The organism is Hymenobacter sp., from assembly GCF_035709525.1.
GTDB lineage: Bacteria > Bacteroidota > Bacteroidia > Cytophagales > Hymenobacteraceae > Hymenobacter.
This window is the reverse complement of record NZ_DASTEP010000024.1, coordinates 1-21,196: the sequence shown is the minus strand read 5'-3', so window position 1 is coordinate 21,196 and position 21,196 is coordinate 1. Positions and strand designations below refer to the sequence as shown.

The window sequence follows — 21,196 nt, the reverse complement described above, 5'->3', positions numbered from 1 at the left end:
ATCCAGACGTAAGACGCAAAGTATTGCGTCTCTACACCGCTCAAACTATAGCTACGCCGCCGATTCCGACGACTTCGTGATTGCGTCTACAATCGCCTCCGAGATGCCGACGCTGCTGAAGCCGCCATCGTGCATGAGGTTTTGCATAGTTACGAAGCGGGTGAAATCCGAGAACAGCGACACGCAGTAGTCGGCGCAGGCTTCGGCGGGGGCGTTGCCGAGCGGAGCCATTTTTTCGGCGTACTCATAGAAGGCGTTGAAGCCGCTGATGCCGGTGCCGGCCGTGGTTTTGGTCGGCGACTGCGAAATGGTGTTCACGCGCACCTTTTTGAGGTGGCCCAAGCGCTGGCCGTAGCTGCGGGCAATGCTTTCGAGCACGGCCTTGGCCTGCGCCATGTCGGTGTAGTCGAGGAAGGCACGCTGAGCGGCGATGTAGCTGAGCGCCACCACACTACCCCACTCGTTGAAAGCATCCTGCTTTTCGGCCACCGCCAGCATCTTGTGCAAGCTCAGGGCCGACACGTCGAGCGTTTGCTGAAAGAATTTGTAGTCGAGGTCGCCGTAGCTTTTGCCCTTGCGGATGTTGGCGCTCATGCCGATGGAGTGCAGCAGGAAGTCAATTTTGCCGCCAAAGTGGCTTTGGGCTTCCGTAAACAGCGTGTTAAGCTCCTCCACTGAGGTAGCATCGGCCGGGATGATGGGCGCGTCGATTTCGGCGGCCAGGGCCTTTATTTCGCCCATCCGCATGGCCAGTGGGGCGTTGGTGAGCACGATGCGGGCACCTTGTTCGTGGGCTTTCTGGGCGACTTTCCAGGCGATGGATTGGGAATTGAGGGCGCCGGAGATAATGCCGACTTTGCCGGCGAGCAGGTTATTGGACATGAAAAAAGCGGACCGGAAAAAGTCCGGCCCGCCTCAAAGTTAGCTTATCACGTGAAAAGCGTAGTACAAGAAGACAGCAGTGATAAGAGGAAAAAGTATGGAATACCCCCAGGCTGATACTACAATCTGTTTGCGCAGGTAATAGTGACCGAGCAAGGCCAAGGCCACCAACATAAATATCATTGGTAATGGCCCTGTAATCTTACCCAGTAAGTCTCTGCGCTGCCAGGAAGATGAAGTGAGGTATACTACTAGTACGACTGCCGAAACAAGCGATTGGCAAGTGGATAGAAACAGATGACTACGAAGTGAAATCATACTAAAATCTACTTAGGACAGCCAGCTATAGCTGCTTGGTAATCCAGTTCTGCCTGTTGAATTTTAAGCCGATAATCTGCGTAAGCAAATGCGGTGCAGGTCGTAAATACGAAACACCCTACGCCAACACCCACCCCAGGGGATATGGGAGCGCCTACTATCGTTACCATTGTAGCTCCACACGCTAATTCTCCCGCTGCCCAACCACTCCCTCCACATGCTATAACAGCTAGCATACATGTATTTTCGGCTTGAGCTATTGCATTAGCCTTTTTGGCTTCCGCATTGGCTCTGCAAGAGTAGCCTGGTCCGTCCCCTTCATCATCAGTCGATTCCTCCCCATCCTGTCCGGGTCCACACTCATCACAGTTATTAAAATGGCAATCGGGACAGAAGCCGCCACCGCGCGCAAAAATTACGGGGTAAGTATGCCCAAGTTCTTTAGATGCTGTAGCAAATGATTCAATCAATACTTGACTTGGCACCTTTGCAAGGCATATACCCGATTTATTCAGCTTTACTCCCAGAGAATTAATCTTATTCAAGTCAACCAGAAACTGATTGAAATCTTTAAATCCCAAATAGTTTATAGCAAGAATCAGACTATCCTTATTTTGCCGATTATTTAGCAGCGAGTTAATACGCTGGCTATTTAACTGACGCACTTTGTCACTATGCGCGTCCCGCAGGTTGTTATAGATGACATCCTGAAAGTGGTTAGTTATTTTAACTATCTCCACAAAATCTGCATTCGACGCGAGTTGTTCAGCGGTTGAGCGCGGCGCAATTAGATTTTGCGGCCGGTCGGAGGTACACTGCCCTAGCAATACCAGCAGCATACTAAAAAGTATTGTTTTGAATAAGCTTGTCTTCATAAAAAGGTTTGAAGTGAAATGTTTTGCAAACATACTTTCACCCCCCCCCGTATTTTCTACTATATAGCTTATTAATTTTTCATTACCCCGCGACCTCCTCGCCGCGCAGCGCCAGCAATTCCCGCGCGCTCTGGTAAGCGTTCTCGCTGGGCTTGGCCCCGGCTATCATATGGGCGATTTCCTTGATGCGCTCCTCGGAGCTCAGCTGCCGGATGCGGCTCACGGTGCGGTCAGCGCGGTCTTCCTTGTACACGAAGTAGTGCGTGTCGCCGGCGGCCGCCATTTGGGGCAGGTGCGAAATGGCCACGAGCTGGTGCTTGTGCGCCATCTGCTGCATCATGCGGCCCACCTTCACCGCAATTTCACCGCTGATGCCGGTGTCGATTTCGTCGAACACTATCGTGGGCAAGGCCGTCTTATCGGCCAGCATATACTTGATGCACAGCATGAGGCGCGAAAACTCGCCGCCCGAGGCAGCCTTGCTCAACGTCTGCGGCTGCGCGCCCTTGTTGGCCGTGAACAGGATGTTCACCACGTCGGCACCGCTAGCGGCGAGCGGGCCGGTTTTGTGCTCAACCACGATGCGGGCGTGCGGCATCCCGAGGTCGGCGAGCAACGCACTCAACTCTTTCTCGAAGACTGGGAAGGCCTTGCGGCGGCTGTCAGAGAGGCGGTTGGCGAGTTTGGTGGCCTGGGCCAGGGCGGTGTCGCTGGCGTTGCGCAGGCGGTTTATTTCCTTATCGAGGTTTAGCACTGAGCCCACTTTCTGGCGCAATTCTTCGCGCACCGCGAGCAGCCCGGCCATATCGCGGCGCTGGTGCTTGCGCTGCAAGTTGTAGAGCACCGTGAGGCGGGCTTGCAGCTCTTCGGCGCGGGCGGGGTCGCCCTCGGTGCGGCGCTCGGCAGTTTCGACCTCGTCGGCGATGTCGTGCAGCTCAATCAAACACGAATCGAGACGCTGCTTCAATTCCTTAAACGCCTCGGCGTAGCCTGACACCTGGCCCAGCAGCACGGCGGCGTCCTTCATGCTGCCGGTGGCGCAGTACTCGCTGTCGCGCAGGCCGTGCAGCGCCTGGCTGAGCTTGTACTTGATTTCTTCGGCGTGTTCGAGCTGCTTCACCTCCTGCTCCATCGCCTCCTGGTCTTCGTTATCGAGGCGGGCTTCTTCCAACTCGCTCAGCAGAAAGCTATTGTAGTCCAGCTCCTTGCTAGCTTGGGCAGCCTGGTTTTCGAGCGTTTTTAGGTCGGTTTCGAGCTTGCGGTACTGGCGGTAGGCGTTGCCGTAGTGGGTGCGGGCGGGCACGAGGCCGCCGTAGAGGTCGAGCAGGTTGAGCTGAAACACGGCATCGCCCAGCAGCAGCGTATCGTGCTGCGAGTGGATGTCCATGAGGTTCGCCCCAATCTTGCGCAGCGCCTCCAACGTCACGGGCGTGTCATTCACGAAGGCCCGCGACTTGCCCGAGGGGCTGATTTCGCGCCGCAGAATGCACTGCGACTCGTAGTCTAAATCCTCGGACTCAAAAATATCCTGTAGCTGGTAATTTTTAATATCGAACTGCCCCTCAATCACGCACTTGCGCTCGGTGTTGAAGAGCATTTTCGAGTCGGCGCGGTTGCCGAGCAGCAGCCCGATGGCCCCGAGCATAATCGACTTGCCCGCCCCCGTTTCGCCGGTAATAATATTGAGCAGCGCCGAGGGCCGTAGCTCCAGCTGCTCGATGAGCGCGTAATTCTGAATACGTAAATCGAGTAACATAAATCGCTGATTTTAACTAATTAGCGTAATTACGCTGATTTCTCTCAGCAACGCAATTTGCTTATCAGTTTCTCTTATGGCCCGGCTAATCCCAAGCCGGTTATCCTAGTTTCAGCGGCATTTACCGCCTTCCATCAAACAAAAAACGAGCACCGAAACGCCGAAAAAATCAGCGTAATCACGCTAATCAGCTAAAATCATCGATTTAGTTAGCGACCAATCAGCGTCTGGTACTTGGCCAGGCCGTCGGGGTCGGCGTCGCTGAGCATGGTTACGAGCTGCTGCTTCTGCTCGGGGGTACCGGTGCGGAAGATGTTGACAATCTCATCGGCCTTGGCATTGAAAAAGGCACGCACGAACAGCGTACCCGGCCGTAGCGCGTTGGCTTTCTGAATGCCGCTGAGTGCGCTCATGATGGACGTGCGAGCGTCCTCCGGCTTTTCGATGAACACATCGAGCCCCTGCCGGTAGTAGGCGTAGAGCGCCGTACGGAAGGCTTCGAGCTGCGGGTCTTGCAGGTTGTTGAGCAGCCAGTAGCGGTTGTTGCTGTTCGAGTCGGTCCAGCCGTTATCCGTTTCGTTGGTCGTAGTCGTCTGCCCGGCCGAGTATTGCACGATGATGCGCGCCTGGTCGTAGTATGGCGAGCCGCCGAGCCTCGCAAACGAATCCTGGTCGGTGCCGATAACCAGGTAGGCATAGAAGCCTAGCAGCGAGGCCAGGTTACTAGTAAAGTTGTTCGTGCCCGGCGAGAATATCAGCGGCGTGGTAGCGGCGAAGTTGAAAATAAAATTGCGGTCGGTGAGGCTCAACACGTTGGTTTCGTAGCCGGTGCCATACACGGGGCGCGTGGCGATGAGGCGCATCGTGGCTACGTAGGTGCCGTTCTGGGGCACGTTGGTGATGCCCACAAACATTTTCAGGTTGATGCGCTCGTTGGGCCGGTAAGCCTGGCGTGTCCAGATGGTTTCATTCAGAATGCGACGGATTTCCGACTGCATCTGGGTGAGTATCTCAGGGTTGGTGATGGTGACGTTTTGCAGCGACACCTCGACCGTGGCATTGAGCTCCTGCGCCCGGCCAGGGCGCCCCACCAACAGCCCCGCGAGCAGGGTTAGTACCGTGAAAAGTTTACGCATAAGTAGTAGCAAAGCGGGCCTGCACGAGCGCCACCAGGCGGCGGGCCAGCTGGGTTTTAGCCTGTAACTCAAAGGTAAGCACTTGCCCAGCGCGGTCCAGCACCGACACTTTGTTAGTGTCGTGGCCGAAGCCCGCCCCGGTATCGCGCAAGGAATTAAGCACTACCAAATCGAAGTTTTTGCGGTGCAGCTTGTCCAGCGCATGGGCCAGCTCGTTCGTAGTCTCCAACGCAAAACCTACCGCAAATTGTTCAGCGCGCTTGGTTTCACCCAACGTGGCGGCGATGTCCACGTTTTTGATTAGCTCCAGCGTCAGGGTTTCGCCGGCTTTTTTAATCTTATCAACGGCCACGGTGGCGGGCCGGTAGTCGGCCACAGCGGCGGCGAATACCCACACGTCGGCCGCCGGAGCCACGGCGGCGGCGGCCTCATACATCTGCTGCGCCGTTTCGACGCGCACCGTTTGAATAAGCGCGCTGGCCGGCGTGGGCAGCTGCACCGGGCCGCTCACCAGCGTTACCGTGGCACCTACCTCGGCGAAGGCTTCGGCCAGCGCATAGCCCATTTTGCCCGTCGAGCGGTTGCCCAAAAAGCGCACCGGGTCGAGGGGCTCATAGGTAGGGCCAGCGGTGAGGAGAACGTGCATAGATTAGTGTAGGGTAAGCTTTAGCTTGCCTTGCGGAAATTCGTTCTAGTGGCAAGCTAAAGCTTACCCTACATACCAAAAAATCTTTCCAGCTCGGCCACAATCTCCTCGGGCTCCAGCATGCGGCCCGGCCCGGCCAGGCCGCTGGCCAGTTCGCCGCTCGGCGATTCAAACACGTGGTTGCCAAACGAGCGCAGCCGCGCGATATTCTGCGTCACGGCCGGGTGGGCGTACATGTCCAGGTCCATGGCCGGGGCCAGGAAGATGGGGCAGCGGGCCGACAAGTACACGGCGCTCAGCAGATTGGGGCACAAGCCATTGGCCAGCTGCCCGAGCGTGTTGGCGCTGGCCGGCGCTATCACGTAGGCGTCGGCCCAGAGGCCCAGCTCCACGTGGTTGTGCCATTGCCCGCTGGCCGCATCACGCAAAAAGCCCGTCAGGACGGGCTTTTTGGAGAGGGTACCCAGCGTGAGGGGCGTCACAAAGGCCGCAGCGGCCTCGGTCAAAATCACTTGCACTTCGGCCCCGGCTTTCACCAGCAGGCGCGTGAGCGGCGCCGCCTTGTAGGCGGCGATGCTACCCGTGACACCTAGCAAAAGCCGACGGCCGTGCAGGGTTCCTGGTTTTTGGTTTCCGGTTTCTATTTGGCCCATTTTCACAAAAAGACGCTAAAATTCTGAAACCAGAAACCAGCAACCTAGAACAGCTCGCGCGGAATAACCACCGGAGCAGCTTCGGGGGTTTCGTAGTGCAGTTCGCCGGCCACAAACTCCTCGATGGCCATGCTGGTGGGCTTGGGCTGGCGCTCATACTGCTTGCTGATTTCAATCTGCTCGCGGTTTTCGAACACTTCTTCGAGGTTGTCGACGGTCGTAGCAAACTCCGACAGCTTGTCGGCCAGCTCTTCTTTCAGCTTCACCGACAGCTGGTTGGCGCGCTTCGAGATAATGGAGATAGCCTCGTACACGTTACCGTTTTCCGAGGTGATGTCGGCCAGGTTGCGCGTAACGATGGAGGCGGGGGCGGTGGTTTTCATGGGTCTACTAATGAATTGCTAAATGGTCGGACTGTTGAATGGCTGACTGGCTGAACGAACTACTCTGTTCAGCTAACAAGCAGCTCACAGCCAAGCTAATTGGCCGCCGTGGGCTCGGTCGGCACGTCTTTGAGGCGCGTTATTTCGGCGCGGGCGTCGTCGTACATCACTTGCGCCGCGTGCAGGTTTTTGCTTTGCGGATAGGTGTCGATGAAGTGCTGGTAAATGGCCACAGCATCGACGTAGCGCTCGCGCTGCTTGCTTTCAATGCTTTCCTTGGCCCAGGCGTACTGCGCCACGAGGCGCAGGTAGTCGGCCTGCTCGGCAAAAACCGAGGCCGGGTACTGCTGCGTAAAATTGCCGAGCGACGTCACGGCCGCTTGGTTATAGCGCAGCGAGTAGTAGAGCTTAGCACTCTGGAAAGCCTTGTTTTCCAGCTTCTTTTGCAGCTCCTGCGACATACTTTCCGTCTCGGCGCGGTACTCGCTCGTAGCGTAGGTATTCAGGAAATCCTGGATGATTTCCAGCGCCGAAATGGTATTAGTTTGGTCGAGCTCGTAGCCGGGCGAGTCGCGAAACAGCGACTTGGCGCGCAAAAACGACGCCTGCTCGGCCAGCGGCGAATTGGGGTACGTGTCGGTAAACTGCTTGAAGTAGTACGCGCTCAGCACGTAGTTGCGCTGCATGAAATTGGTATTGGCGAAGTAAAACTGCGCCTTTTCGGCCTCGGGCCGGCCCTTCAGCAGCGGTATCAACTCCTCCAGCAGCGTGCCCGAGCGGAAGTAGTCGCCCTTCTCGTAGTACTTGATGGCCGCCTCGTACTTCTCGTTGACGTTAGAGCTTTTAAGCAGCTTCTGGTAACCGGTGCAGGCCCCCAGCGACAGGGTGCTGGCAAGCAGGGCGGCGGAAATAAGACGGGGGAATCGCATACGAACGGCAAAGGTACGAGAAAAACACCGGGTGCCCGCATGGCGTTCCCGGCTCCTGCCCAGGATGCGCGGCGGCTGGGTGAGGTTGCAGGCCCGGCCCAAAATAGGCGCGCCGCCGCCAACTCAGGCGTCGTCTTCCTCCTCGTCCTCGACCACTACCCCGCCGCGGACCGGGCGGTGCTGGCGGGCGTACTCAGAGGGGGCTACGCCGTAGATTTTCTGAAAGGTCTTGCGGAAATACTTCACGTTTTCGACGCCCACCTCGTAGGCCACCTCCGAAATGCGCAGCCCCGGCTGCGCCAGCAGCTGAGCCGCCCGCTTCATCCGCACGTCGCGGATAAACTCGACTACCGTCTGGCCCGTGATGCTTTTGAGGCGGCGGTACAGCACCGATTGGGTGAGGCACAGGGCCTCGGCTACCACGCCCACGCTCAGAGCCGGGTCGGTGAGGTGGGCCTCGACGGTGCACATGGCTTGCTCCAGAAAGAGCCGGTCGGCGTCGGGAATGACGACCTCGGTGGGCTGCAGCAGCAGCTGGCGCTGGTAGTACTCGCGCAGCTGGCGGCGGTTGCGCAGCAGGGCTACTACTTTGGCTTGCAGCACTTGCGGGTTGAAAGGCTTGCTCACATAGTCGTCGGCGCCCATGCCCAGACCTTCTACCTCGTGCAGGGCGGCGGTGCGGGCGGTCAGCAGCAGCACCGGGATGTGGCTGGTCTTGGGGTGCTGCTTGAGTTTCTGGCACAGCTCCAGGCCGTCGCTGCGGGGCATCATCACGTCGCTCACTACTACAGCTGGGTTTTGAGCCAGGGCCAGGTTCCAGCCTTCGAGGCCATCGGCGGCGGTCAGTACTTCAAAATCAGGGGCGAACAGCTGCTGCAAGTACTGGCGCACCTCGTCGTTGTCTTCCACCACCAGCAGGCGCGGCAGGCTGGCCAGCGTGGTCGGTTCATTGCTAATTTCCAGCGCATTATCGGTTTCCTCCGCCGCTTCGGCCACCGGCAGGCCGGCAGAAGGGGCGGCTTCCTCGGGCGTCAGCACATCAGCCGGGTGTAGGTGGGCGCGGCCGAAGGGCAGCCGCAGCCGGAAGGTCGAGCCCTCTCCTACCCGGCTCTCTACCAGGATGCTACCCCCGTGCCGCGCGGCAAACTGCCGCACTAGCGCCAGCCCGATGCCGGTGCCCGTCATGCGCAGGGTATCGGTGTGGGAGGCCTGATAGTAGGGGTCGAAAATGTGCATCAACTCGTCGGCTGCGATGCCCGTGCCAGTATCCTGCACGCTTATTTCCAAATAGTTACCCACCGGCTGCCCGTCAGCAAACACCGCTTCGCCACCCGGCGTGCCCACCACCGTGGCCGCCACCGCAATGCGCCCGCCCTCGGGCGTGTATTTGATGGCGTTGGCCAGCAGGTTGGTGAGGATAATTTCGAGCTTGCTGCGGTCGAAATACAGCGGCACGTCCTCGGCGGGCGCGTCGAAGGTGTAGGTGAGGCGGCGCTCGGCGGCTTTTTGCTCAAACATGCCAAATACTTCGGTCACAAAGCCCAGCACCGGGCCGTAGCTGGCGCGCAGCGGCACGTCACCGCTCTCCACCTTCCGAAAATCGAGCAATTGGTTCACCAAGTCGAACAGCTTGCGGGTTTGCTGGTGCATCAGCAGCAGCTTGTCGCGCAGGCCATTCACGGGGCCGCGCGCGCCGATTATCTCCTCCATCGGACCCAGAATGAGGGTGAGCGGGGTGCGCAGCTCGTGGCTCACGTTGGTGAAAAAGCCCAGCTTGAGGTTGGTGAGCTCCTTTTCTTTCTCGACCTGAAAATGCTCCAGCGCCAGCTTGCTGCGCAGGTTTTGCTGGGTGGTTTCCATGCGGCGGTACACTACGATGCCCGCCACTAACACACTAGCGTATAGCAGGTAGGCCCACCAGGTTTTATACCACGGGGCCAGCACGTCGAACTGCATGGTGGCCGGGGTTTTCGCCCACACGCCCTCGCCGTTGTCGGCTTTCACCTCCAGGGTGTAGCGGCCGGGCGGCAGGTTGGCGAAGCTGGCCGTGCGCTGGCCGGGCAGCGGGTACACCCAATCCTGGTTGTAGCCTAGCAGGCGGTAGGCGTAGTGGTTTTTCTGCGGATTGGTATAATTGAGGGCCACAAACTCCACCGAAAAGTCGTTTTCGGTTGCCCGAATCGTCACCGTCTGGGGCCGGCTCAGCGCCTGCGGCAACAGTACACGGCCATTGAAGGGCCGGCCCACCGGCACCGGCTGGTTAGCCACCCGCAGGCCCGTAAACTGCACCCGCGGCGGCGTAGGATTGGCCTGAATGGCCCAGGGCTGGAAGTAATTAATGCCATTAATGCCGCCGAAATAAAGCGTACCATCGGCCCCGCGCGCCGCCGCGCCTATCTTAAAGGCGTTGCTCTGGAGGCCGTCGGCCACGTCGTAGCGCAGGTACTGGCGGGTGCGCGGCGTGAAGCGGTACAACCCCGTGCCGGCCACCCAGATGTTGCCGGCCTCGTCGGCCAGCAGGCCCTCCACGTCGCTCTCGGGCAGGTAGCGGCTGTACTGGCGCACCACGTCGCGCCCCTGGGCGTCGGTGCTGATTTGGTGCAGCCCGCCGCCGATGGTACCCAGCCAGAGGTCGCCGTTTTTGGCTAGCAACAACGGCCATACATAGTTGACCCGCAGGCCACTAGTAGGCCGAGCGGCGTCGTAGTCGAACTGCCGCAGCAGGCGCAGCGAGTCGGCGGTGGGGCGCAGCTTGAGCAGGCCCGCGTTACGGGTGCTGGCCCACAGCACGTCGCGCCGGGCATCGTAAAGCAGGTAGGTGAAGCGACTGGTAGGCAGCCCGTGCGCGGCGTCGTAGTGCGCCAGCAGCTTCCCGTCGGTAGTCAGCCGAAACAAGCCCTGCGAAAATGTAGCCACCCAAAGCGTGCCCTGCGCATCCTGGGCCAGGTGCTCGATGCTGCTGGCGGCCAGGTCGTAGCCGCCCGGCAGGCGGCGGTAGGTGGTCAGCTGCTCGCGCCCACCCTGGCGGCGCAGCGCCACCAGCCCGTTGTCGCGGGTGCCAAACCAGAGCGTGCCGTCGGTGGTCTGAAACAGCGCGGCCACGTCCACGCCGCGCACCGTGTCCGACTGCTGGTTGAGGTAGCTGCGGTAGGTGTGCCGGGCCAGGTCGTAGGCCGACACGCCGTTGCGCGAGCCCAGCCACAGCGTGTTGGTGGCTTCCTCCTTATAAATAGCGTTGATGTAGTTGTTGGCATTCGACAGCTCGGGGCGGCCCGTGAGCTGGTGGCGCAAGTGCCCGAAAGCCCGCTGGCGCAGGTCTACCTTATTGAGGCCGCCGGCCGAGGCGCACAGCCACACGAGCTGGTCGCGGCCCTCAAAAATCTGGTGCACGCGCTCCGAGTTGAGGCCGTGCATCTCGCCATCGCGGGGCAAAAACAGGGTGGGCCGCGCCGCCCGCAGCGGCGGCGCGGTGCCTGTGGGCAGGCCCGCCTCCCACACGTAGAGGCCGTAGAGCGTGCCCGCCCACAGCCGCCCAAACGAGTCGAGGTGCAGGGCCTGCATGCGCGGGTAGTGGTGCGGCAGCGCCTGCGCGGCCAGCGCGTGCCCCGTGTGCCGGCTCGCCGCCGACGCCCAAAACAGCTGCCGCTCGGTGCCCACCCACAAATCGCCGCGCCGGTCGAGGGTGAGCGCCGTTACCGGCAAAGTCAGCGCCGTAGCCTCTACCGGCAAAGCCGGCTCGGCGGTCCGCACTAGCAATAGGCCCGCGCTCGCGCCCACCCAGGCCTGCCCGTCGGCATCGATGGCCAGGCCGGTGATGCCCGCCAGCGCAGGCCGCCCGGCCGCCTCCGGCGGCAGTTGGCGCAAGGCCAGCGGCTGGCCCTGGGGCGACAGGCTGAGCACGAACAGGCCCTGCCGCGCGGTGCCTATCCACAGCCGGCCCTGCGCGTCGGTGGCCAGGGTTTTCACATCGGCCTGGGCGAGGCGGCCGGCCAAGGCGCGGTAGGCGGCCGGAAACGCCGCCTCGCCCAGCGGGCCGAAGGCATCGTGGTTGGCGTCGTAGCGGCTGAGGCCCGAGTTTTCGGCCCCTACCCAGAGCTGGCCGTTGGGGGCGGCCAGCAGGGCGGCGATGCGGTTGCCCGACTGCCCGTTGCGCGGGTTGATGGGCAGGGCGTATGACTTGAGCTGGTAGCCGTCGTAGCGGTCGATACCCCGGTTGGTGCCCACCCAGATGAAGCCGTCGTGGTCCTGGGCCATGCACATGGCGTCGCTGTGCGAAAGGCCTTGGTCCACGGTGATGTGCTCGAAGCGGAACTCGCCGGGCCGGGTGTCCTGGGCGTGCGCGGCCAGCCCGGCCACCCACAGCACCAGCCCCAGCAGCCACCGCGCCCACCAATCCGCTCTACACAAAATAGTCATATTCGCTTAACCTCGGGCCCATGCCGGCCACTAAGGAAAGATAGCACCGCGGAGCTTCAACCCTGGACCTTATCGGGCAGTTCTGCCCCCGGTGGCCAGCCGCCGCGCCGGCGCGGGCCGCCCGAGTAGCCGCCCCGGCGACAGTGGCTTAGCGCCCGCCCAACGGGCCTTTTCGGCCAGAATGAGGCCCTTTTTGTCGAAAAATTTGCCCCCCATCAGGCAACCCGACGGGTAATTTTGCCTCACCATAGTGCTACTCCTTCGCCGGTTATTACCAGTGCGAGCATTTCCCACCCGGCCGCTCGGTTTCGCCGCGCCGCGCCATTTTTTCTCCGTTATGAGAAAAGCCACTTTTTCGAAGAATCTGGGTTTCTTACTGCTTACCGCCGGCCTGGCCGAGGCTGCGGTAGCCGCCCCGGCTCCGGCCGGTGCCAAACCCGCCGCCTGCCCGCCCCGCGCACGCGCCACGGCCAAGCGGCCTGCTGCCAAGCCCGCGCCGACCCACACCTTCACGCTGGGCACCAATCAATTTTTGCTTGATGGCAAGCCGTTGCAGCTGATTTCGGGCGAGCTGCACTACCCCCGCATCCCGCGCGAAGCCTGGCGCGCCCGCCTCAAGATGGCCAAGGCGATGGGGTTGAACACCATCGGCACCTACGTGTTCTGGAACGCGCACGAGCCGCAGCCGGGCAAGTTCGACTTTACGGGTAATAACGACGTGGCTGCCTTCGTGAAGATGGCCCAGGAAGAAGGCCTGTGGGTGGTGCTGCGCCCCAGCCCCTACGTGTGCGCCGAGTGGGAATTTGGCGGCTACCCCTACTGGCTCCAGAACGTGCCCGGCCTGAAAGTGCGCTCGCAGGAGCCGCAGTACATCGCCGCCTACACCCGCTATTTGCAAGCTGTGGGCAAGCAATTGGCCCCGCTGCAAGTCAACCACGGCGGCCCCGTGCTGATGGTGCAGGTCGAAAACGAGTACGGCTCGTATGGCTCCGACAAAGTGTACCTGGCCCAGAACAAGCGCCTCTTCGAGCAAGCCGGCTTCGATGGCCTGCTCTACACCTGCGACCCGGTGGCCGACGTGGCCAAGGGCCACCTACCCGGCCTGCTGCCCGCCGTGAACGGCACCGACAAGCCCGGCCAGATTCGGCAATTGGTGAACACCAACCACGACGGCAAAGGCCCCTACTACGTGGCCGAGTGGTACCCCGCGTGGTTCGACTGGTGGGGCGCGCCGCACCACACGGTGCCCGCGGCCCGCTACACGCCGGGCCTCGACTCGGTGCTGCGCGCCGGCATGAGCATCAATATGTACATGTTCCACGGGGGCACCACGAGGGCCTTCATGAACGGGGCCAACTACAAGGGCGACACCAGCCACTACGAGCCCCAAATCAGCTCCTACGACTACGACGCCCCGCTCGACGAGGCCGGCAACCCCACCGCTAAGTTCCGCGCCTTCCGCGAGGTAATCGCCAAGTATCGGCCCAAAAACCAGCCTCTGCCGCCCGTGCCCGCCGCCAAGCCCAGCGCGGCGCTGCCCGTGGTGCAGCTCACGCGCAGCGCGGGTTTGCTCCAGCAGCTGCCCGCCCCGGTGGCCAGCCAGAACCCTCTCACGTTTGAGGCGCTCAAGCAGGCGTATGGCTTCGTACTCTACCGCACTACCGTAACTGGTGGCGGCGAAAAAACCCTGAAGCTGAGCGACCTGCGCGATTACGCCGTCATCATGGTAAACGGCCAGCGCGTGGGCACCCTCGACCGCCGCGAGCGCCAGGACGAGCTGCGCGTGAAGCTGCCCGCCGGCAAGGTGCAGCTCGATATTCTGGTCGAAAACCTGGGCCGCGTCAACTTCGGCGAGTATTTGCTTCAAAATACCAAGGGCATCACCAAGAGCGTAACGCTCGACGGGCAGGAAGTAACGGGCTGGCAGCAGTTTGGCCTGCCTTTCGACCAGGCCCCCACGGTAGCCAAGTCTAGCGCCGCCGCGCCCGCCGCCACCAGCGGGCCGGTGCTGCGCGCCGGCACCTTCACGGTGAGCACGCCCACCGACACCTACCTCGACCTGCGCCAGTGGGGCAAGGGCGTGGTGTGGGTGAACGGCCACAATCTGGGCCGCTACTGGGCCATCGGCCCGCAGCAAACGCTATACGTGCCCGCCGAATGGCTCAAAAAAGGCCAGAACGACATCACGGTACTGGAGCTACTCAAGCCGCAGCAGGCCAGCCTGCCCTCGCTCGACCACCCGATTCTGAGCGAGCTAAAGCCGCTGGGGTCACTGTAACACCAAGCTCCAGCTTGGTGCCGCGCCTGGGTATGCCCGCCAAGCGCACCGCCAAGCTGGAGCTTAGCGCTACTGCTAGCGCCAATCCCCGGTCATTCTTCCAGAACATTGATTCTGGGATAATTACCACCCTACCAATTCCCGAAAAAGCACGACTAAGAGGAGTTTTGGCCCCCTTTACGCCGAAAAATGGTCCCTTCTTGGGCCCAACCCACCGGTAACTTTACAGTAACATTCGCCCCCTTCCCCAACTGCTCGGGGCTGGGCGAGGTACTCCGCTGATTTTCCACTATTTCCCCACCCAGGCGGGCGTTGGCCCGCCGCATAGCTTCTTGCTGATGCAAGCTAAATCACTACTCCTGTGCGGAGCCCTGCTGCCCCTGGCAGTAGCCGCCGCACCTGCCGCCACCCTACCCGCCGAGGGCGCTGCCCTGGGCAAGCCGCGCCGGCACGCGGCCGCCGACACGCCCGTGAATGGCACCGTACTCGATGAAAAAGGCCAAGGCCTGCCCGGCGTAACGGTAGTGCTGAAGGGCACCACCATCGGCACGACCACCGACGCCGACGGCAAGTTTTCGCTGCGGGTGCCCGAGGGCACGGCCAGCCCCACGCTCGTTATTTCTTCCATCGGCTACGTGAAGCAGGAGGTGCCGGCCAGCGGCGACGCCGTGACGGTGCGCCTGACCGTGAGCGCCCAGGCGCTCGACGAGGCCGTGGTTATCGGCTTCGGCTCGCAGGAAAAGCGCACCGTGACCAACGCCGTAACGACCGTGCAGGGCGCGGAGCTCTCGAAGCTGACGGTGGCCGACGTAGGCTCGGCGCTGCAAGGCAAGGCCGCCGGTGTAACGGTGGTGAGCGCGGGCTCGGAGCCCGGCACCACGCCCCAGATTCTCATCCGCGGCATCTCGACCATCAACGGCAACAGCCCGCTCTACGTGGTGGACGGCCTGCCGGTGAACGACATCAACTACCTCAACCCCAAGGACGTTGCTACCCTCACGGTGCTGAAAGATGCCGCTTCGGCGGCCATCTACGGCTCGCGGGCGGCCAATGGCGTGGTGCTGATTACGACCAAAGCGGGCTCGGTGAGCGCGCCGGTGATTACCGTCGATGCTACCTACGGGGTGTCGAACCCCACGCGGGTGCCCAAGATGGCCTCGGCCAGCGAGTACGCCCGCATCATGAACCTGGCGGCGGCTAACTCGGGCAACCAGCCGGTGTACGCCAACCCCGACCAGTACACCTCGACCACCAACTGGTGGGACCTGATAAAGCAGCGCGGCATCACCCAGAACTACTCGCTGGGCCTGTCGGGCGGCAGCGAAAAGGTGCAGTACTCGACTGGCCTGAGCTACTACAAGGAGCGCGGCCTAGTGCAGGGCTCCGATTTCAACCGCCTCGTGCTGCGCGTGAAAAGCCAGTACCAGGCTGCCAAGCGCCTCAAGGTGGGCCAGGATTTGAACATCTCGATGACCAACCAACACTACCTGAATAGCGGTAGCTTGTTCCGGGATGCCTTCAACGACGACCCCATCACCGCGGCCCGCCAGGACCGCAACACCGGCAACCCCTACGACAACTACGGTGCCTCGCCGACCGACATTGCCAACCCGCTGGCCGTAATTGAGCGCAACGACGACCGCCGCAACCAGTACTTCCTGGTGGGCTCGGTGTACGCTAACTACGAGATTATTCCGGGCCTGATTGCCGAGACGCGCTGGGGCACGAATACTAACTTCTACGAGCGCAACCAGTTCTCGCCCTTCTACACCATCGACGCCAACGAGCGCGCCCAGGTGAACTCGGTGACGAACGAGCACAACATCAACCTGTACTGGAACAACACCAACACGCTGACGTACAGCAAGTCGCTGGGCGACCACAACTTCACGGCGCTGGCGGCGGCTACGTTTGAGAAGTTCAGCAACCGCCCGCTGGGTGGCACGGGGCAGGCCATCCCCAGCAACGACCCCAGCCTGCGCTACCTCGATGCGGCCACGGCGGGCTTCAACCCTACCGGCCGGCTTTACGAAAACAGCATCGCCTCCCTCATCGGGCGTTTGACCTACGACTTTAAAGGGCGCTACCTGCTGTCGGCCAGCATTCGCCGCGACGGGGCGTCGGTTTTTGGCCCCGACAACCGCTACGGCAACTTCCCGTCGCTGTCGGCTGGCTGGCTGGTGTCGGACGAAGAATTCATGAAGTCGTTTGAGCCTCTGAACTTCCTGAAGCTGCGCGCCAGCTGGGGCCGCGTGGGCAACCAGAACATCACCAGCCTCACCAGCTCGGCCTACACCGCCACCTACGGCAGAACTTACTACGTGACTGGCGAGGACCGCACCACGCAGGTGGGCGTTATCCAGAGCAACGTGCCTAACCGCGACATCAAGTGGGAAACGGTGGAGGACTACGACCTGGGCGTGGATTTGGGCTTCTTCGGCAATAAGCTGACGGCTACCTTCGACGTGTTCCGCCGCAATACCATGGACATGCTCATGTTCCAGGCGCTGCCGGCCCACGCGGGCAATGGCTACATCAGCCCGGTGAGCAACATCGGCAGCATGAAAACCAACGGCCTCGACTTCACGGTGGGCTACGCCGAAACCAAGGGCGATTTCACCTACGGCCTGAGCATCAACGGCACCCGCGCCATCAGCAAAATCGGCACACTCGCCAACGGCCAGCCGCTGTATTCGGGCAATACGCCCATCTTCGGCCGGCCTTCTAAAACTGAAGAAGGCGGCTACGTGGGCGCGTTCTACGGCTACCAGAACACGGGCATTTTCCAGAATCAGGGCGAAATCGACTCGTACCGCTCGGCCGCCGGCACGCTCATTCAGCCCAATGCCAAGCCCGGCGATTTCCGCTTCGCGGACCTCAACGGCGACGGCGTGATTGATGCCAAAGACCAGCAGTACATCGGCAACCCCACGCCGGCCATGACCTTCGGCGTGAACCTGAACCTGGGCTACAAGGGCTTTGACCTGCAAGCCGCCCTGGTGGGTAGCCTCGGCAACGACATCGTGAACGCCAGCAAAGGCTGGTGGTACTCGGGCAGCTACAACTACAACAAGGTAGCCGGCCTCGAAAACACCGCCTGGCACGGCGAAGGCACGTCCAACACGGTGCCCCGCATCACGGCCAACGACAACAACCAGAACCTGACCCGCTTCAACAACTTCTACGTGGAGAACGGCTCTTACGCCCGCGTGCGGAACCTGCAACTCGGCTACACCTTTAATAAGCAGATTTCGAGCGCCCTGCACATGGCTAGCCTGCGCCTCTACGTGAGCGGCCAGAACCTGTTTACCTTCACCAAGTACACCGGTGCAGACCCCGAAATCGGCTACGGCCGCTCGTACACCGACGGCGCCTCGGCCCTGAACCGCGGCATCGACCTGGGCAACTACCCCACCAACCGCACTTATCTGGTAGGTGCTAACATTGCCTTCTAGTGCAGTGCTTAGTTGTTAGTGCTTAGTGCTCAGGTTTTCATCTCTGCTGTTCAGTGCAATCGCGCTAGCATCGAGTTGGCAAAAAGGCAACCATACCAAGCACTAGGCACTAGGCACTAGGCACTAGGCACTAACAACCAAGCACCAAAAACGAAACATCCCACCCGTCTATATCATGAAAATTTCTAACCGCATTTCTATCCTGACGCTGGGCCTGGGTTTGAGCCTGGGCGCGCAGTCGTGCTCTAAATTCCTGGACATTCAGCCCCAGGGCCAGCAAACGACCGATAACTACTTTACCAACGCCGACGAGTGCAAGGCGGCCGTGATGGGCTGCTACGCCCTCTCCGACCAAAGCGACTGGTGGCAGCTCGACCGCACCCGCATGTTTGGCGACGCGGGCTCGGACGATGCCTGGAAGGGCAACGCCATTGCCGGCGACCAGCGCGAGTTTGGCGACTTCGCCCGCTTTTTCTGGCTGCCTAATAACGAGTGGTTTGACAACCGCTACACCCACCTCTACCAAGCCATCGGCAACTGCAACGCCGCGCTGGTGGGCGTGGCCAAAGCGCCCATCGACCCCACCTTGCAGCAGCAGCTTATCGGCGAGCTCAAGTTTATCCGGGCCTACAACTACTTCGAGCTGGTGAAGGGCTACGGCGGGGTGCCGCTGGTGCTCGCGCCCGTGTCGCCGGCCGATGCCGTGACGCTGAAGCGCGCCAGCGCTGCCGACTGCTATGCCCAGATTATCAAGGATTTTCAGGAAGCTGCCGCCGCGCTGCCCGAGAAAAACGCCCGCGCCAGCGCCGATAAAGGTCGCGCCACCAAGGGCGCGGCCAACGGCTACCTGGCCAAGGCCTACCTCTTTACCAAGCAGTGGGCGCTGGCCCAAACGGCCGCCGAAACGGTTATCAGCTCGAACCAGTACAGCCTGGGCGACTTCGACAAGGTGTGGAGCGTGAGCAACCCCAACGGCGTAGAATCGCTGTTTGAGCTCAACTACAACGCCAACCAGACCTTTAACCTCGGCACTTCGCTCACGGTGGTGATGCGCAGCCGCGCCGACGGCGGCTGGGGCTTCAACACGCCCAGCAGCAACCTGGAGCAGGCCTTCGGCAACGACCCGCGCCGCCAGTGGACCATCATCAAGCAAGGCGACAACGTGGGGCCGAATACGGCGACCTTCAACTACTCGAGCTACGACACCAAGCCCAGCGAAAACGAGTCGGGCCGCATCAGCCGCAAGATGTTTTTGCCCCTGGCCGACCGCCCGGCCAACGAGCAAAATCACTCGCCGCTCAACCGCATCGAGCTGCGCTACGCCGACCTGCTGCTGATGCATGCCGAGGCGTCCAACAAGCTGGGCCAGGACACCAAAGCCCTGACTTCGCTGAATTTGGTGCGCGCCCGCGCCAACCGCCTCAGCCCCGGCACGGTGCTGCCCCGCACCTCCACCGGCACGCAGCTGCTGAATGACATCTGGCTGGAGCGCCGCCTCGAGCTGGCCATGGAAGGCCACCGCTACTACGACCTAGTGCGCCAGGAGCGCCTGGTGGATGTGATGACGGCCTTCAACACCTCGCAGCGCACCAACACCGACCAGTACGACGGCGGCAAGGTGAAAGACCAGATTTCGAGCACCAACAACCTGTTCCCGATTCCGACGAACCAGCTTCAGCTCTCGGGCGGCAACGTGACGCAGAACCCTGGTTATTAAGTTTGCCGCGCCGTAGCGCGGACTTTTAGTCCGCGCTACCACCTAGTCCGGCTGCCCACCTTACCGGAGGGGCAGCCGGACTATCTTTTTCAACCCTTACCCTAACATCTTTCATCTTGAAGCTAAGCACCCTAGCGCCGGCATTCGCCGTGCTCCTGGCCACCGCGGCCCACGCCCAGACCGTTACAACCGTTCGCATCGACGCCACCAAGCCGCACCAGACCATTGCCAATTTCGCCGCCTCCGACGCCTGGGCCGGCCAGTTTGTGGGCAACTGGCCCGCCGCCAAAAAGGAAGCCATCGCCGACCTGCTCTTCAGCCAGGACAAGGGCATCGGGCTCTCGATGTGGCGCTTCAACATCGGGGCGGGCAGCGCCGAGCAGGGCGCGGCCAGCGGCATCAAAGACGAGTGGCGGCGTGCCGAGTCCTTCCTGACCCCGGCCGGCACGTATGATTTCACGCGCCAGGCCGGGCAGGTCTGGTTTTTGGAAGCGGCCAAAAAGCGCGGCGTCACCCAGTTTCTGGGCTTCCTGAACAGCCCGCCCGTGTCGCTCACCCGCAATGGCAAGGCCTACGCCACCGCCAAGCAGCCCAACCTGGCCCCCGACAAAGCCGGCGCGCTGGCTGCCTACTGCGTGCGCGTGCTGGAAGGCATCCGCCAGAAAACGGGCATCACCTTCGCCTACCTCAGCCCCGTGAACGAGCCGCAGTGGGACTGGAGCGACGGCGGCCAGGAAGGCACCCCGTTTCAGAATACCGACATCACCGACATTAGCAAAGCGCTGGGCGCGAAGCTGGCGGCCAGCAAGCTGCCCACGCAGCTACTCATCACGGAGGCCGGCAAGCTTGACTACCTGTATAGCGCCGCCGACAAGCCCGGCCAGGGCGACCAGATTGGGGCGTTTTTTGGCGATAAAGCCGCGCCGACCTACCTCGGCGGCACGCCGCGGGTAGCGCCCATCATTGCGGGGCACAGCTACTTCACTACCTCGCCTTATGCGCAGGCGGTGGCCACGCGCCAGCAGCTGGCGGCCAAGGTGGCGAGCGTACCCAAGCTGGGGTTTTGGCAAAGCGAGTACTGCATTTTAGGCGATAATGCGGGCGAAATCAACGGCGGCCCGCGCGACCTGGGCATGAAGCCGGCGCTGTACCTAGCTCGCACCATCCACGCCGACCTGGCCGTGGCCGATGCCGCCGCCTGGCAGTGGTGGCTCGCCATCTCACCTTACGACTACAAGGACGGCCTCGTGTACATCGACAAAAACAAAACCGACGGCCAGTACTACCCCAGCAAAATGCTGTGGGCGCTGGGCAACTACAGCCGCTACCTGCGCCCAGGTACCGTGCGCCTCGACGCCCAATTGGCCGACCCGGCCAGTGCCGGCCAGCCATTAGTATCAGCCTACAAAAGCGCGAATGGCAAGCAGTTGATAACGGTAGTAGTGAACGACTACGACACGCCCGCCACCGTGCAGCTCGCGCTGAATGGCGGCCGGCTGGGTGCGGGCAAAACCTACGTCACCTCGGCCACGGCCGACTTGCAGCCGGGCGCGGCCGTGCCGGCCGGCCAGCCGTTGCGCGTGGAGCCGCGCTCGGTTACGACGCTGGTGAGCGAGCTGCGCTAGGCGAATTATTGATTGTGTTGTGCTGCCCAGACGTGGGCGCCTCACCCCCCGCCCCCCTCTCCGAAAAGGAGAGGGGGAGCCTGACGATTACTCAACGACTACTTACGTCTGCTGACGGTCGGCTCCT

At 61.6% G+C, this 21,196-nt stretch carries 14 protein-coding genes; 4 read left to right on the top strand and 10 right to left on the bottom strand.

The window, feature by feature from the left end; translation table 11 throughout:
* Window positions 1-51 precede the first annotated feature (51 nt).
* From VFO93_RS02290 to VFO93_RS02245, 10 genes are all read right to left on the bottom strand, one after another.
* On the bottom strand, window positions 52-882 hold the full coding sequence (locus VFO93_RS02290) for an enoyl-ACP reductase FabI (RefSeq protein ID WP_325132691.1): 831 nt from the start codon (window positions 880-882) through the stop codon (window positions 52-54).
* Between the two features lie 326 nt (window positions 883-1,208).
* Window positions 1,209-2,075 carry a hypothetical protein gene (locus VFO93_RS02285; protein ID WP_325132690.1) on the bottom strand — a complete coding sequence of 289 codons (867 nt, stop codon included), beginning with the start codon at window positions 2,073-2,075 and terminating at the stop codon, window positions 1,209-1,211.
* 82 nt (window positions 2,076-2,157) lie between these two features.
* Window positions 2,158-3,831: a DNA repair protein RecN gene (gene recN / locus VFO93_RS02280; RefSeq protein WP_325132689.1), complete on the bottom strand. Its 1,674-nt coding sequence runs from the start codon at window positions 3,829-3,831 to the stop codon at window positions 2,158-2,160.
* A gap of 209 nt (window positions 3,832-4,040) precedes the next feature.
* Window positions 4,041-4,967 (bottom strand): DUF4835 family protein, encoded by a 927-nt coding sequence (locus VFO93_RS02275; protein WP_325132688.1) that lies wholly within the window; start codon window positions 4,965-4,967, stop codon window positions 4,041-4,043.
* Window positions 4,960-5,613 carry a phosphopantothenoylcysteine decarboxylase gene (locus VFO93_RS02270; protein ID WP_325132687.1) on the bottom strand — a complete coding sequence of 218 codons (654 nt, stop codon included), beginning with the start codon at window positions 5,611-5,613 and terminating at the stop codon, window positions 4,960-4,962. Before VFO93_RS02270 ends, VFO93_RS02275 begins: the two co-directional genes overlap by 8 nt.
* A 68-nt stretch (window positions 5,614-5,681) precedes the next feature.
* Window positions 5,682-6,266 (bottom strand): flavoprotein, encoded by a 585-nt coding sequence (locus VFO93_RS02265; RefSeq protein WP_325132686.1) that lies wholly within the window; start codon window positions 6,264-6,266, stop codon window positions 5,682-5,684.
* A gap of 44 nt (window positions 6,267-6,310) precedes the next feature.
* Window positions 6,311-6,649 (bottom strand): DNA-directed RNA polymerase subunit omega, encoded by a 339-nt coding sequence (locus VFO93_RS02260; protein WP_325132685.1) that lies wholly within the window; start codon window positions 6,647-6,649, stop codon window positions 6,311-6,313.
* 95 nt (window positions 6,650-6,744) lie between these two features.
* On the bottom strand, window positions 6,745-7,578 hold the full coding sequence (locus tag VFO93_RS02255) for an outer membrane protein assembly factor BamD (protein ID WP_325132684.1): 834 nt from the start codon (window positions 7,576-7,578) through the stop codon (window positions 6,745-6,747).
* A 123-nt stretch (window positions 7,579-7,701) separates the two neighbouring features.
* Window positions 7,702-11,994 (bottom strand): hybrid sensor histidine kinase/response regulator transcription factor, encoded by a 4,293-nt coding sequence (locus tag VFO93_RS02250; protein ID WP_325132683.1) that lies wholly within the window; start codon window positions 11,992-11,994, stop codon window positions 7,702-7,704.
* Window positions 11,995-12,063: 69 nt separating this feature from the next.
* Window positions 12,064-12,210 (bottom strand): hypothetical protein, encoded by a 147-nt coding sequence (locus tag VFO93_RS02245; RefSeq protein WP_325132682.1) that lies wholly within the window; start codon window positions 12,208-12,210, stop codon window positions 12,064-12,066.
* 121 nt (window positions 12,211-12,331) lie between these two features.
* Between VFO93_RS02245 and VFO93_RS02240 the strand changes: the two genes are divergently transcribed.
* The 4 genes from VFO93_RS02240 (at window position 12,332) to VFO93_RS02225 (ending at window position 21,069) form a co-directional block, all read left to right on the top strand.
* On the top strand, window positions 12,332-14,272 hold the full coding sequence (locus tag VFO93_RS02240; RefSeq protein WP_325132681.1) for a glycoside hydrolase family 35 protein: 1,941 nt from the start codon (window positions 12,332-12,334) through the stop codon (window positions 14,270-14,272).
* 338 nt (window positions 14,273-14,610) lie between these two features.
* The gene (locus VFO93_RS02235) at window positions 14,611-17,727 is read left to right on the top strand and encodes a TonB-dependent receptor (RefSeq protein ID WP_325132680.1); all 3,117 of its coding nucleotides are present in this window, start codon (window positions 14,611-14,613) and stop codon (window positions 17,725-17,727) included.
* Window positions 17,728-17,902: 175 nt separating this feature from the next.
* Complete coding sequence (locus VFO93_RS02230; protein WP_325132679.1) at window positions 17,903-19,444, top strand: RagB/SusD family nutrient uptake outer membrane protein; 1,542 nt, start codon at window positions 17,903-17,905, stop codon at window positions 19,442-19,444.
* 116 nt (window positions 19,445-19,560) lie between these two features.
* The gene (locus VFO93_RS02225) at window positions 19,561-21,069 is read left to right on the top strand and encodes a glycoside hydrolase (protein WP_325132677.1); all 1,509 of its coding nucleotides are present in this window, start codon (window positions 19,561-19,563) and stop codon (window positions 21,067-21,069) included.
* The last annotated feature ends 127 nt before the right edge of the window (window positions 21,070-21,196 follow it).

Coding starts and splice junctions, on each gene's coding strand:
- VFO93_RS02290 (WP_325132691.1), bottom strand. CDS start 882: ATGTCCAATAACCTGCTCGCCGGCAAAGTCGGCATTATCTCCGGCGCC.
- VFO93_RS02285 (WP_325132690.1), bottom strand. CDS start 2,075: ATGAAGACAAGCTTATTCAAAACAATACTTTTTAGTATGCTGCTGGTA.
- recN (WP_325132689.1), bottom strand. CDS start 3,831: ATGTTACTCGATTTACGTATTCAGAATTACGCGCTCATCGAGCAGCTG.
- VFO93_RS02275 (WP_325132688.1), bottom strand. CDS start 4,967: ATGCGTAAACTTTTCACGGTACTAACCCTGCTCGCGGGGCTGTTGGTG.
- VFO93_RS02270 (WP_325132687.1), bottom strand. CDS start 5,613: ATGCACGTTCTCCTCACCGCTGGCCCTACCTATGAGCCCCTCGACCCG.
- VFO93_RS02265 (WP_325132686.1), bottom strand. CDS start 6,266: ATGGGCCAAATAGAAACCGGAAACCAAAAACCAGGAACCCTGCACGGC.
- VFO93_RS02260 (WP_325132685.1), bottom strand. CDS start 6,649: ATGAAAACCACCGCCCCCGCCTCCATCGTTACGCGCAACCTGGCCGAC.
- VFO93_RS02255 (WP_325132684.1), bottom strand. CDS start 7,578: ATGCGATTCCCCCGTCTTATTTCCGCCGCCCTGCTTGCCAGCACCCTG.
- VFO93_RS02250 (WP_325132683.1), bottom strand. CDS start 11,994: ATGACTATTTTGTGTAGAGCGGATTGGTGGGCGCGGTGGCTGCTGGGG.
- VFO93_RS02245 (WP_325132682.1), bottom strand. CDS start 12,210: ATGGGGGGCAAATTTTTCGACAAAAAGGGCCTCATTCTGGCCGAAAAG.
- VFO93_RS02240 (WP_325132681.1), top strand. CDS start 12,332: ATGAGAAAAGCCACTTTTTCGAAGAATCTGGGTTTCTTACTGCTTACC.
- VFO93_RS02235 (WP_325132680.1), top strand. CDS start 14,611: ATGCAAGCTAAATCACTACTCCTGTGCGGAGCCCTGCTGCCCCTGGCA.
- VFO93_RS02230 (WP_325132679.1), top strand. CDS start 17,903: ATGAAAATTTCTAACCGCATTTCTATCCTGACGCTGGGCCTGGGTTTG.